This window comes from Pseudoalteromonas sp. TAE79 (assembly GCF_000498015.1).
Classification (GTDB): Bacteria; Pseudomonadota; Gammaproteobacteria; order Enterobacterales; family Alteromonadaceae; genus Pseudoalteromonas.
Window position 1 is genome coordinate 1 of the sequence record NZ_AUTL01000087.1, and the last position, 13,148, is coordinate 13,148.

Here is a 13,148-nt window from a genome sequence, read left to right on the forward strand (position 1 = left end):
CATAGGTGATGTCAGCTACCCAAAGTTGATTTGGCTGCTCAGCAGTAAATTGACGATTAACTAAATCAAGTGGCTTATCTTGTTGCTCGTCAGGTATCGTTGTCTTATGTGCTTTACCCCGACGAACACCTTGAATTCCCATAACTCGCATCAATCGTTCGACTGTACAGCGGGCGACTTGATGGTCGTCAAGCTGTAGCTGCTTCCATATTTTTCTTGCACCATAAACTGACATATTATCCTCCCACACTTCGCGAATGAGTATTATCAGCTCAGCATCACGCTTTTTGCGGTTAGACAGTCGCTCAGGCTCTCTTTGTATCTGTTTATGAGAATAATACGTTGATGGTGCAATCGGCAATTCCTTGCAAATTGACTCGACACCGTAATGCTCTCTGCAAGCATCAATAAAATCCACTATTACTTCTGTTTGCGGTCGAGCTCCGCTTGGGCGAAAAAAGCGGCAGCTTGCCTCAGGATATCATTCGTTCGCTTGAGCTCTTTATTCTCGCGCTCTAAGATGGCAAGGCGTTCTTCAGTTGATGGCGTATTAGAAGAGGGTTTAGACGGTTGAGCTTGAGATTTCTTGACCCATGCTCTAAGTGTTTCTGGGGTACATCCCAGTTTATCTGAAATCGATACTAGCGCAGCCCAAAGAGAAGGGTATTCATGCTGTTGTGTGGTAACAAGCCTAATTGCACGTTCACGAAATTCTGATGTATAGCGATTTGATTTTTTCATAGTTCCAGTTTCTCAAGTTATTGAGTCTCTGGCAAACACGGGGCGATTCATTGCGTTATTCGTTCCTATTTTACAATTGCTTTACATTTTCAAATAAAATGCTTTGCACAGAGCTATATAATCAGCGGTGTAGGTATTATCTAAGTTTCTAATACACAGAATTGATGTTTCTATATCGCTTTTTACGTAGCTAAATGCCATTAAACTGCGGCTAATATCTTTATTAGGCGTGGCTTTTACTTGGCAATGAGCATTTAAATAAAGCCCATTTTGAGTAGCAAGCTCAATAAATAATGCGCCTTCAACGCTTGGGAGTATTAAGCTAAAGCGAGAACCACTATGGCTTAAGCGTTTAAAGGCATTTATTAACTCTTCAAAACTTAAGCCGTCGGTATGGCGTGCGGTATTACGCGCAGCATTATCGCCTTTTAAACTGTGATTAAAATACGGTGGATTAGAGATAACAACATCAAATTTAACTTCACTACTAAAGCTTTGAATAGTTTGGTGCTTAATACTTATTGTTGGCCACGGACTATTAGCTACATTTTGTAATGCTTGGGTATAGGCGCTTTCGTCAATTTCTACCGCAGTTATATCAAGCTCATTACTGCGCTGCTTACACATTAATGCTAGTAAGCCGGTCCCTGTGCCTATATCAAGTAATGACTTTGCACCGCTTAAATTAGCCCATGCGCCAAGCAAAATGCCATCGGTAGAAACTTTCATTGCACAGTCGTCGTGTTCAACTTTAAATTGTTTAAATACAAAACCAGACATTTTTTCACCTTTTCATTCACCAAGCGCAGCATAGCGCGTATAATCAGGGTAATTGTCCCTTATTTTAGACACTCTATGCAATTTTCTGAATTTGATCTTGATAACAAGCTACTCGATGCCATTAATAAAATGGGCTACGAGACGCCAACCAGCATTCAACAACAAGCTATTCCTGAAGCACTACAGGGGCGCGATATTTTAGCATCTGCGCCTACTGGTACAGGTAAAACAGCGGCATTTTTAATTCCGGCTATTCAGTACTTACTGGATTTCCCACGTCGTGATCCTGGTTTTGCGCGCGTCCTCGTTATGACCCCGACTCGTGAGTTGGCTTATCAAATTCATGAACAATGTGAACTGCTAGCTAAACGCACACACCTAAAAATTGGTGTAGTAACAGGCGGTATTAACTACGGCACGCATAAAGAAATTTTTGAAAAAAATAACGATATTTTAATCGCCACACCAGGTCGATTAATGGAATACCTAGAAACCGAAAACTTTCATGCTGAACACGTAGAAATGCTTATTATCGATGAAGCAGATCGCATGTTAGATATGGGTTTCAAAAAAGAAATGAGCCGTATTTGTGACGAAGCTAAAAATCGTCGCCAATGTTTTTTATTCTCAGCAACACTCGAAGGTGACAGCGTAGAAAGGTTTGCTGAAAAAACATTAAACGACCCAGCTCTATTAGAAGCTGAATCGTCACGTAAAGAAAAAGCTAAAATTCACCAGTGGGTACATTTAGCCGATGACTATCATCATAAACTAGAGCTTTTAGTAAATACCTTAAATGGTCCAGACGTGACTAAAGCAATTGTGTTTGTTAAAACCCGTGAGCGTTTAGAAACACTGATTGGCGAGCTAACCAATAACGGCGTTAAAGCAGCTTGGTTACGCGGCGAAATGCCACAAGACAAACGTATGAAAGCCATGGAAAACTTCCACAGTGGCAAAACACGTATCTTAATTGCTACCGACGTAGCTGCACGTGGTATTGACGTATCTGACATCAGCCACGTTATTAACTTTGATATGCCGCGCACTGCCGACGTATACGTACACCGTATTGGTCGTACTGGCCGTGCTGGTAAAAAAGGGATTGCAATATCATTAGTTGAAGCACACGACATTGGTATTTTGTATAAAGTAGAGCGCTACGTTGAACAAAAACTAAAACGCCGTGTAATTAAAGGTGTTGAGCCACAGCATAAAGAAGCTAAGCCGCCGGCTAAAAAGCGTAAAGATCCAGTAAAAATGAAAGTCAAGAAAAAGGCCAAGGTTAAAAAGAAAAAGTAACCTAACATACTTTTATTCTAAGCCGACTTTTGTCGGCTTTTTTAATGCAAGCCTTACAGGCTCTGGTGTTTGTACCTGTTACATATGTAACCCAAGCATGTAACTCATACTCATTTAAATGTAATTTTTGCCCACCTTAATTCCCACTTAATAAAATCACCTTATATTTCATAGCGTTAAAATTGGCACCGAAATTGTAACTACAAAGATAACCTAGCCGANATTTTGTGGCTGCACTATTCACCGTAATGTAAGGATTAAGTTATGAACCGCTTCAAGTTAACTATCGCTTTAGTATCATTTTGTTGTTTATTTTTATTAGCTTGCGCTACAAAGGTAAGTGCAGCAACCAACATGGCCGTAGTAAGCAGTGTAGCCACTCAACCTAACCTACAACAAACTATCACCAACACCCTACGAACTAACCCTAACCTAGCGTTAAGTGATATTCGTGTGCAGGTAAAAAATGGTGAAGTAGATTTATACGGTGAAGCACAAACTGGTTTTCAGCGCGCACTGGCTCAAAAATTTCTAGAAAATATAGATGGGGTTAAAATCATTCGTAACAAAATTAGCGTTATTTAATACGCACCACAAAAACCTATTTGTATGACTAATTCATAAGCGCGGCTTGTTACTACAACACAAGCTGCGCTTTTTTATATTCAGTTTAAGGCAAGTTTTGCTGCTGTGAAAAAGATAAAATAAAGCCTAAGCAATACGATTATTCCTCCCCTTAAAACGATAGCTCACACTAATACTTATACTTATGAAGATAAATTTAGAATTGATGCTAGCGTGTTTGTCTTCGCTCTTTTAACCCTTAAGTTAACCCAATTGATACTGAAAAAGCTTACACAGATTCTTTAGCCGACCTAACGGGCTTAAAAAGGATGATTTAGTTATTGAAATAGATGAGGGCGTTATTTCAGAGTGTGCAGCAAAGGCAGTGAGAAAATCGTTGGGTAAACACTACTTTTACTTGTTAATACTCCCATGGCCAAACGCAACTAATTAGAATTGATATTCAATAAACACAAAACTAGGTATTTAAACTTTTAGCTAATAATCCGTTTATAAAAAAAGCGCATTTTTACTCTGTAAAAATGCGCTGTTGGTAAGTAACTATTTCCCAATGCTTTTGCCTAATGAGCTTTAACTAAATTACTCACTTTGGCTAGAGTCAGCACCGTCGCTACTGTCTTTATTTGATGATTGCTGGCTTATTTTATCGCTTATCATGGCATCGAGTTTTTCACCCCCTTTAATGCCAAAATCGAGCGTACGAATTGGGAAAGGAATACTAATATCAGCTTCGTCTAATGCTTGCTTAACGGCAACAACACCTTTGTGGCGTACCGTCATAAAGTCAGGCTCGCCTGGGTATTTAATCCAAAACCACACCAGTAAGTTAATGCTGCTGTCGCCAAAACCTTCAGCGTATACAGCGGTTTCGTCTTTACGTATTACAAAGTCAAATTCGTTAATTTTTTCGACTATAACGTCTTTTGCTTTTTCTATGTCATCGCCGTACGAAATACCTACAGGTACTTCTATACGTCTTATACCTAGCGTGGTGTAATTTTTTAGTACATTTCTAAATAAGACTTTGTTTGGTACAAGTATTAGTTGCCCGTAAAAGCTCTCTATTAGCGTGTTACGTAGGTTTATAGAATGTATCGAACCAAACACATCATCGGTTTCTATTACATCACCTGTTTTAAATGGCTTACGTACACCCATTGCTATACCAGCAATTAGATTTTCGGTCATGTCTTGAAACGCAAAACCAATGGCTAAACCCACAATACCCGCACCAGCAAGTAGCGAAGTAACGGTGCCTTTTAAGCCAACAAAATCGAGCGCTATAAATAAACCTATGCACAACACAATAACTTTAAATATTGACGCCATTAAATCGGCAATTTGCGTTGAGTCGAGTGAGCGGCGTAATACGTTTTTCATCAGCTTGCCAGCAAAGCGCGCCAATATTGAAAATACTATGGCAATTACAATTGCCACTATAAAATTAGGGATATGGCTGATAACAACATCAAACCACCCTCCGAGCTTTTCCTCTATTAGTTTTTCGGCTTCGCCAACTGACGGAATACTGATCATTTTGTTTGCACCTATTTAATTAATAATCTCATTAATATTAGATATAGTTGCAAATATAACGCCAGTATCAAAAAAGCCATGCAATGCATGGCTTTTCAATTGTTTATTTAAGCTTATGACCTAATTTTGTTCGTCGCGCATAAATACCGGCTCAAGCTCTTTAACTGTTGCCTCAGGGCTAAAGTAATAACCCGCCACAGTAAACTCTTTAAGCTGACTTAATTGCGTTACTTTATTTTCGATAATGTAGCGCGCCATCATGCCGCGTGCTTTTTTAGCGTAAAAGCTAATTACCTTGTATTGACCGTTTTTACAGTCTTTAAAGTGTGGGGTAATAATTTGTGCATTTAATGCTTTTTTATCTACCGCTTTAAAGTATTCGTTTGAAGCAAGGTTAACGAGGTATTGTGCGTCTTGTGCTTTTAATACGTCGTTTAGTTTGTTCGCTATTACGCTGCCCCAAAACTCGTATAAGTTTTTGCCACGCGAGTTTTCAAGCTTAGTGCCCATTTCAAGACGGTAAGCTTGCATTAAATCAAGTGGTTTTAATAAGCCGTATAAGCCAGAAAGGATACGTAAATGGTTTTGTGCGTAATCAAGCTCGCTAGCTTTAAGCGTGCTTGCATCTAAACCGCCGTATACATCGCCATTAAAGGCAAGCACTGCTTGTTTAGCATTACTTTGTGTAAACGGCTGCGCCCACTCGCTAAAGCGTGCTGCGTTAAGCCCAGATAGCTTATCGCTAATTTTCATTAAACTGCCAATTTGCGCTGGTGTTAGTTCACGGCATACTTTCATGAGCTCTTCGCTGTGCTCTAGTAATTCAGGCTGAGTGAACTTGTCTGTTGCGGGTGGCGTTTCGTAATCAAGATTTTTTGCAGGTGAAATAACAGTGATCATAGTTAGCTATTGACTTGTAATTTGTTTAGTGTCAATTTCAACATTAAATGAAACGAAAAGCACGTTTTGTTTAAATAAATCCTCTCTTAATAACTCATGCATTGCCGTTTTTCTATTGATAAGGACATAAGACCTATCAAGCATTGTCACACTGTTGCAGTATGGATTGTATATATTAAGAGTGATTAGATTTTTCTTTTAACTTGCTTGGAATGAGGAAAGCAAATGACTTCAGCTCTACAAAGGCTAAAACAACATTCATCTATCGTAGCCGACACTGGTGATATTGAAGCTATTAAAAAGCATCAACCAGAAGATGCAACTACAAACCCGTCGCTTTTATTAAAAGCGAGCGAGATTGAAGCATATAAGCCTTACCTAGATAAAGCTTGGAGCTATGCAAAAGAAACCGAGCAAGAGCCAGCTAAACAACTTGAACTAGCATGTGATTACTTTGCCGTGTTACTTGGTAAAGAAATTAGTGAGATTGTACCTGGTTATATTTCTACTGAAGTAGATGCACGCCTTTCGTTTAATACGCAAGCGACTATTGATAAAGCACATACCCTACTTAGCCTTTACGAAAAAGAAGGTGTAAGCAAAGATAAAATTTTAATCAAAGTAGCGTCTACGTGGGAAGGCATTAAAGCCGCTGAGCAGCTAGAAAAAGAAGGTACTAAATGTAACCTTACTTTACTATTTAGCGATGCCCAAGCTCGCGCATGTGCCGATGCAAACGTATTTCTAATTTCGCCATTTGTTGGTCGTATTTTAGATTGGCATGTTGCTAACGGTATGGAAAAACCAACCGATCCGCTACAAGATCCAGGTGTTCAGTCTGTACGCAGCATTTTTGAATTTTACAAACGCCATGATTACAAAACAGTTGTGATGGGTGCAAGTTTCCGTAATACAGGCGAAATTATTGCTCTTACTGGTTGCGACAAGCTAACTATTAGCCCTAATCTTTTAGAAGATTTAGGTAACCTTGAAGGCGCACAGGAATACTTGCTAGAAACAGATATTCCTAAAGAGCCAAAACCAGAGCCACTTACAGAAGCGCAGTTCCGTTGGTTACATAACCAAGATGCTATGGCTACTGAAAAACTAGCTGAAGGTATTCGCTCTTTTGCTGATGCACAAGAACAACTAGAAGCGCGTTTTAAAGCAATGTAATTTGCTATAATCGTGTTTTAGAAAACGTCGCAATAGCGGCGTTTTTTTATGCCTAAAATAGGCTACTTCTCTATTTAACCTTCATATAATCTTCGTATAATCTTCGTATAATCTTCGTATAAACCTTCATCAATTAATCACACTTATGTAACATAACTGTCACTTTTTTATTCTATTTTAACTAGGCCTGTGGTATAGGTATTCTTGAGGTCAATAAAATCAATAGGAGAAGTTCATGGATAGCCTAAACGATATATTAGAGATATTAGAAGGACCAGATACAACAAGAAAAACCTCTCAGAAAAATAAAAAAAGAAAATGGCGTGAAATAGAAGCAATAAAAGACAAACAGCGCCTACGTAAAGAACTACAAGAACTAGACTACTTTACAGACAGTATTGCAATTGATGAGCTCGATTTTTAATTCAATACGCCCCAACTAAACAAAAAGGCTTCCAGAATCTGGAAGCCTTTTTTAATGGTTTAAACAATTTGAGTTCTTTAGAATAAATTAGATTTGCCAGTTAATTAGCTTATCTTTTTGGGCTTGCAATAACTCATTCGTTTGTGAGAAATGCTTACAACCAAAAAAGCCTCTATGCGCCGAAAGCGGCGATGGGTGCGGCCCTTTTAAAACATGATGGCGAGCGCTATCTATGCCTTTACCTTTTTTTTGTGCATGTGCACCCCATAAAATAAATACCACACCTTCGCAGTGCTTATTAATATGGGCAATTACATTATCGGTAAATTGCTCCCATCCTAAATGTTTGTGAGAATGCGCTTGACCTTGCTCAACGGTCAATACTGTATTGAGTAAAAACACGCCCTGATCTGCCCAGCTTTGCAGGTAACCATGCTCAGGAATAATAAATCCGCTGATATCGACAGCTAACTCTTTGTACATATTTTTAAGCGACGGTGGCAACTTTTTTACATCAGGCAATACCGAAAAACACAAGCCATGCGCTTGCCCTTCTCCGTGGTATGGGTCTTGTCCTAAAATTACAACGCGGATGTCATTTAGTGCGGTGGCATCAAAAGCACTAAATACTTGAGCTTCAGGCGGATAAACAGCAACACCTTCATTGCGGCGATTAGCCACATACTCTAACGTTTGCTGCATGTAAGGTTGTTGTAATTCACTTTCTAAAAATGTAGCCCAATTGCTCATTGTGTACTCTTAATCTGTTTACGTGATGCGTCTATTTTATCACACATATCCGCGAGTCCATCTAGCATGCGCGGGGTAAAACGATGTAATAAATCGGCATTTACGCTAATAAATTGATCATTTTTAACAGCGGGCACTTCTGGCCACTTTTGCCAATTAACAACCGGCTGTGGTGTTTTTGATTTTTCATCAGGGATAATAATAACTTGTGGCTTAGTAACAATGACATTTTCGATACTAATTTGCGGGTAATCTGTAACGCTTTGTGCAAATACATTACTTACATGGCATGTTTCAATCAGTTGGCTTATCCACGTATTTTTACTTACTGTCATCATGGGCTCAGCCCATAACTGATAAAATCCGGTAATATTTTTTTTATCTTGCTGGCTTTTAACAATCGCGTTTAGTTTTTGTGTAAATGCATTTGCCGCTTGCTGGCTTTGCTCAATATTCCCTGTAAATTCACCAAAAGTAAGTAACTCGTCGGCTACACCAGCGATTGTGGTGGGATTACTCAAATATACTTTTATACCTAAACGCTCTATTTGGGCTAAATCTTCGCTTTGGTTTCCGCTTTTCCACGCAATTACTAAATCAGGTTTAAGCGCTAACACTTTTTCAAGTGAGATACCGTAATAACCCCCTATGCGCTCAATACTTTGGGCTTCACTTGGGTAGTCGGCGTAATCAACCGTGCCCACAATATTATCGCCCGCCCCTATGGCAAATAGGTTTTCGACTATATGTGGTGCAAGCGCGATTATTCGCAGTTTTTTAGAATCATTAGCCTGCTCTGCAAGTGCACTGCCCGATACACAAAAAAGCAGCCCCCCAATAAAAAACGCTTTAAACATTAGTAATCAAATCCTTCTAGCGCTTTTATGCCTGAGTCGAATGCATGTTTTACATTACGCACTTCGCTTACCGTGTCGGCAAGGTCGGTTAAAGTACGATGTGCTGCACGCCCTGTGATAATAACTGACTGCATTGGCGGGCGGTTATTAAGGGCTGTTACTACTTCATCTAAATCAACATAGCCGTATGTCACCATATACGTAAGCTCATCGAGTAATACTAAATCAATACTGCTATCAGCAAGCATGCGTTTTGACTCTTGCCATGTTGCTTGGGCGGCTGCGGTATCGGCTTCTTTATTTTGTGTATCCCAGGTAAAACCGGTGTTCATTACAACAAACTCAACGCCTGCACTTTGTAATAAATTACGCTCGCCACACTCCCACGTACCTTTAATATATTGGCAAACGGCTGCTTTTTTACCATGCCCTACGCAGCGTGCTACAACGCCAAAGCCTGAGGTTGATTTACCTTTACCGTTACCGGTAATTACCTGAAAAATACCTTTTACATCTTGTGCGGCGGCAACACGTGCATCCACTTGTTCTTTTACTTTTTGTTGGCGCTGCTTGTGCTTATCGTTGTTTTGTTCAGTCATTATTGTGCCCTTCATAAATCGAGATAATTTGCTGTATGTTTAAATGCGTTTCGCACATGGTTGCTAATCGTTCTAACTGCTGCTCGCGATGAGTGGCAATACTAATTGGGTTAATTGAGGCGCTTGGTTTTACCCATTTTAAAATTTGCGATGTAGCATCGGCTTCATCAAATAAGCCATGTAAATAAGTGCCCGCAATGGCGTTATCATCGCTAATAAAGCCATCGAACATAAAACCATGTGGGTGGCTTTTATCAAAGGTTAAAAATGGCTTATTAAGCGCTGCACCTTGGCTAATCCCTGCATGTATTTCGTAACCACTACAGGGTGTTGATTGGTTATTTAAAAGCAGTGTAGCGGTTATTTTAGTTAATACTTTTTGTGTTGTTAGCGTGGTTTCAAAATCGCACAGAGCAAGCCCATTTACTTGCTTTAATGATGACTCAATACCCTCGAGATCGTTGAGCGTATTGCCCAGCATTTGCATGCCGCCACAAATGCCAAGTACTTTACCACCATAGCGTAAGTGGCGTTTAATTTGAGTGTCCCAGCCTTCATTTTTCAAAAAGGTTAAATCGCCCAGCACGTTTTTACTGCCTGGGAGAATTATCAGATCAACGTCTGGGATCGTTTGCGTATGGCGCACGTAATTTATATTAATGTTTGGGTGCAAACGCAGTGCATCAAAATCGGTGTGGTTACTAATGTGGGGAACAAGTAGCACTGCAATATTAATTGAGGCGTTGGTTACGTTATTATCAATTGCGACGGCGTCTTCAGCATCAAGCGCAAGGTCATGCAAATAAGGTAATACGCCAAGCACGGGTTTGTTTGTGTATTCTTCAAGCCAATCAAGCCCGCCTTGCAGCAAACCTATATCGCCTCTAAAGCGGTTTATAACAAAGCCTTTTACGCGCGCCTGTTCTGACTCGCTTAACAACGCAAGCGTACCTACCAAATGTGCAAACACACCACCTTTATCAATATCAGCAATTATAATTACTGGGCAATCTACCTCTTCGGCGTAACCCATATTGGCAATATCGTTTTCACGCAGGTTTATTTCAGCAGGGCTACCTGCCCCTTCAACGAGGAGTAAATCAAAGCGTTTAGCTAAGCGGTTATGTGAGGTAATTACTGCATCCATCGCCACTTTTTTATAGTCGTGATATTTGCCCGCTTCCATATTACTAATGGCTCTTCCGTGAATAATCACTTGTGCGCCAGTATCGCTATTAGGTTTAAGTAAAATAGGATTAAAGTCTATTTCGGACTCTACTTTAGCTGCTATTGCTTGCAAAGCTTGCGCACGACCAATTTCGCCGCCATCTTTTGTTACTGCGCTATTAAGTGCCATATTTTGTGGTTTAAAAGGCGCAACCTTTACCCCTCGCTTAGCAAGCACCCTGCAAAGGGCAGCAACTAAAGTGCTTTTACCAGCATCTGATGTAGTGCCTTGCACCATTAAGGTTTTCATGGAATTACACCCTTCGCTTTCTAAAAAACAATAAACTCAAAAAGAACACGCTACCAATAGCTGCAGTAATAACACCTACGGGCAGTTCTTGGTTTTTCAGCAATGAGCGCGAAAGTACATCAACCCACACCATAAATGTACCGCCCACCAAGCTGGTAACCAGTAAGCCAGCGATGGTGCCTTGGGATATAAAAAAGCGCACAATATGCGGCACCATTAATCCTACAAACCCAATACCACCACACATAGCCACCAGCACAGCGGTAATTAATGAGCTTAAAACCAGCATAAGTATTCTAAAGCGCTGAACCCTCACACCTAATGTAATTGCGCTTTCATCGCCCAGTAACATAGCATTTAGCTGCCTTCTAAAGCTCAGCATTACAAACGTACACAATGTAATTACCAATAAAGGCAACCAAAGCGTAACCCACTGCGCACGCGAAAAGCTGCCCAGTGTCCAAAATAAAATAGCGGCTACCGCCTGAGGGTCGCTCCAATAAAGCAGCAAGCTGGTAAATGCACTAAATAAAAACGACAGAGCAACACCAGCTAATAACATTGATTCTACCTGTGCACTTTGCTGCCTACCTGCAATAAGTATTAATAAACTCATGGCGAGTAAGCTACCCAGCAATGCTGCTGCCGATAACATAAAACCTGCGCTAATACCTGCTAATGCCATAAGTAACACCACCCCAAATGAAGCACCCGACGATATACCAAATAAGTAAGGATCGGCTAAAGGGTTGCGCGTTACCGTTTGTAAAATAAGCCCCGCAATTGCTAAGCCAGAGCCGGCTAAAAAGGCGAGTAATGTGCGTGGCATTCTTAGTTCAAAAATAATACGCGAATTAAAAGACGCATCATTTGAGAGTAAAAAGCTATTAAATACATCTTGAAGTGAGGTCTCTGCTGCGCCAAAACTAAGTGCTGCAAATAAGCTAAATAAAGCAGCTGCAGCACTGATAAATAGCGCAAGTGATTGGCGAGTATTAACTGCGCTCATATTATTCGTAACCATAAAAGTAAGTGATATGAGGGATGCTATTTCCCGACTCCGATATTTGCGGGTGGTTATTTACTTGAGCGCAGACACCAAAAACGTCGCCTAGCATGTTTTCGGTTAATACCTCACTTGGCGTGCCTGTATGTGTAATTTCACCATTTTTAATAACCACTAGTTCATCGCACATTGCAGAAGCTAAGTTTAAATCGTGAAACGATGCAAACACCGTTACACCCAACGATTTAGCAAGCTCCATTACCTGTATTTGGTATTTAACATCTAAATGGCTAGTTGGTTCGTCCATTATTAACAACTGAGGTTGCTGAACTATGGCGCGGGCTATCAAGGCACGTTGCTTTTCTCCACCCGAAAGTGACTCAAAGCTTTGATCGCTATGATCTGCCAACCCTACAGTGTTGATAGCTTGGGTAATTTTGTGTTTATCAATGTTAGTTACTGAGCTAAATAGCGATTTATGAGGCGTTAGCCCAAGTGCAATAACATCAAATACGCTTAAGTTAAATTGCGACGGGGTTTCTTGTAAAACAACCGCTACTTTTTTTGCGTACTCATCGCTTTTTAGCTGCCAAATATCGGTGTTGTTAAACTCTACAACGCCATTACTGGGTTTATTAAAACGATATAAACAACGCAATAAGCTCGATTTACCTGCGCCATTAGGTCCAATTAAGCCAACAAATTTACCTGTGGTTATTTTAAGGTTTATTTTTTTGAGGATCGTTTTATTGCCAATACCCCACGATACGTTTTTAACGTTTAGTAATGGTATATTTAATGGCGTTTGAGTGTACAATAGTCAGTCCTAGATAGGGTCTGTTGATCTTTCAAGGTTAAATTTGCAACAGTCTGTTTGGTATTTAGGCAAGGCAGAGCCTATGTAGTGTGGTTATTCCCCATAAATGGGCGATAACGTAGCATTAATGCCAAACAGGCGCTGCCCAAAGGGTTCTTCCTAGGGGCTATTTACTCTTTGTTGCTCGGTTTTTACTTA

At 40.2% G+C, this 13,148-nt stretch carries 15 protein-coding genes and 1 other annotated feature; of the genes, 4 read left to right on the forward strand and 11 right to left on the reverse strand.

Annotated features, from left to right (window positions below):
- The 3 genes from L655_RS0104170 to L655_RS0104180 all read right to left on the reverse strand — a co-directional run.
- Positions 1-418, reverse strand: a 418-nt coding sequence (locus L655_RS0104170) for an IS3 family transposase (RefSeq protein ID WP_139016270.1), incomplete at its 3' end; no start/stop codon positions are given.
- Positions 347-463 (reverse strand) — a sequence feature (AL1L pseudoknot). It overlaps the preceding gene by 72 nt.
- On the reverse strand, positions 421-741 hold the full coding sequence (locus L655_RS0104175) for a transposase (RefSeq protein WP_024604194.1): 321 nt from the start codon (positions 739-741) through the stop codon (positions 421-423). (Overlaps the previous feature by 43 nt.)
- Before the next feature lie 81 nt (positions 742-822).
- Complete coding sequence (locus tag L655_RS0104180; protein ID WP_024604197.1) at positions 823-1,521, reverse strand: methyltransferase; 699 nt, start codon at positions 1,519-1,521, stop codon at positions 823-825.
- A 75-nt stretch (positions 1,522-1,596) separates the two neighbouring features.
- Between L655_RS0104180 and srmB the strand changes: the two genes are divergently transcribed.
- Positions 1,597-2,823: an ATP-dependent RNA helicase SrmB gene (gene srmB, locus L655_RS0104185; RefSeq protein ID WP_024604198.1), complete on the forward strand. Its 1,227-nt coding sequence runs from the start codon at positions 1,597-1,599 to the stop codon at positions 2,821-2,823.
- Between the two features lie 264 nt (positions 2,824-3,087).
- Positions 3,088-3,408 (forward strand): BON domain-containing protein, encoded by a 321-nt coding sequence (locus tag L655_RS0104190; protein ID WP_002961403.1) that lies wholly within the window; start codon positions 3,088-3,090, stop codon positions 3,406-3,408.
- 579 nt (positions 3,409-3,987) lie between these two features.
- Here L655_RS0104190 and L655_RS0104195 read toward each other — a convergent pair.
- Both L655_RS0104195 and yaaA read right to left on the reverse strand, forming a co-directional pair.
- The gene (locus L655_RS0104195) at positions 3,988-4,944 is read right to left on the reverse strand and encodes a mechanosensitive ion channel family protein (RefSeq protein WP_024604199.1); all 957 of its coding nucleotides are present in this window, start codon (positions 4,942-4,944) and stop codon (positions 3,988-3,990) included.
- Positions 4,945-5,064: 120 nt separating this feature from the next.
- Entirely contained in the window at positions 5,065-5,844 is a 780-nt protein-coding gene (gene yaaA / locus L655_RS0104200) for a peroxide stress protein YaaA (protein WP_002961399.1), read from the reverse strand.
- 225 nt (positions 5,845-6,069) lie between these two features.
- Here yaaA and tal point away from each other — a divergent pair, with 225 nt between their 5' ends.
- Both tal and L655_RS0104210 read left to right on the forward strand, forming a co-directional pair.
- Positions 6,070-7,020, forward strand: a complete 951-nt coding sequence (tal, locus tag L655_RS0104205) for a transaldolase (RefSeq protein ID WP_002961397.1) — start codon at positions 6,070-6,072, stop codon at positions 7,018-7,020.
- Between the two features lie 235 nt (positions 7,021-7,255).
- Positions 7,256-7,444, forward strand: coding sequence for a DUF3545 family protein (locus tag L655_RS0104210; protein ID WP_002961395.1), 189 nt, complete (start codon positions 7,256-7,258; stop codon positions 7,442-7,444).
- Between the two features lie 87 nt (positions 7,445-7,531).
- Here the strand turns inward: L655_RS0104210 and ung are convergent, their stop codons facing one another.
- The 6 genes from ung to L655_RS0104240 are packed head-to-tail and all read right to left on the reverse strand — an operon-like array spanning position 7,532 to position 12,950.
- On the reverse strand, positions 7,532-8,194 hold the full coding sequence (ung, locus tag L655_RS0104215; protein ID WP_024604200.1) for a uracil-DNA glycosylase: 663 nt from the start codon (positions 8,192-8,194) through the stop codon (positions 7,532-7,534).
- Positions 8,191-9,051 carry a cobalamin-binding protein gene (locus L655_RS0104220; protein WP_024604201.1) on the reverse strand — a complete coding sequence of 287 codons (861 nt, stop codon included), beginning with the start codon at positions 9,049-9,051 and terminating at the stop codon, positions 8,191-8,193. Before L655_RS0104220 ends, ung begins: the two co-directional genes overlap by 4 nt.
- A complete protein-coding gene (gene cobO / locus L655_RS0104225) occupies positions 9,051-9,650 on the reverse strand; it encodes a cob(I)yrinic acid a,c-diamide adenosyltransferase (protein WP_024604202.1) in 600 nt (199 codons plus the stop codon). The genes L655_RS0104220 and cobO overlap by 1 nt, the downstream gene beginning before the upstream one ends.
- The gene (locus tag L655_RS0104230) at positions 9,643-11,127 is read right to left on the reverse strand and encodes a cobyric acid synthase (RefSeq protein ID WP_024604203.1); all 1,485 of its coding nucleotides are present in this window, start codon (positions 11,125-11,127) and stop codon (positions 9,643-9,645) included. Before L655_RS0104230 ends, cobO begins: the two co-directional genes overlap by 8 nt.
- 4 nt (positions 11,128-11,131) lie before the next feature.
- Positions 11,132-12,136, reverse strand: a complete 1,005-nt coding sequence (locus L655_RS0104235; RefSeq protein WP_024604204.1) for an iron ABC transporter permease — start codon at positions 12,134-12,136, stop codon at positions 11,132-11,134.
- Position 12,137: 1 nt separating this feature from the next.
- Positions 12,138-12,950 (reverse strand): ABC transporter ATP-binding protein, encoded by an 813-nt coding sequence (locus L655_RS0104240; RefSeq protein ID WP_024604205.1) that lies wholly within the window; start codon positions 12,948-12,950, stop codon positions 12,138-12,140.
- Positions 12,951-13,148 lie beyond the last annotated feature (198 nt).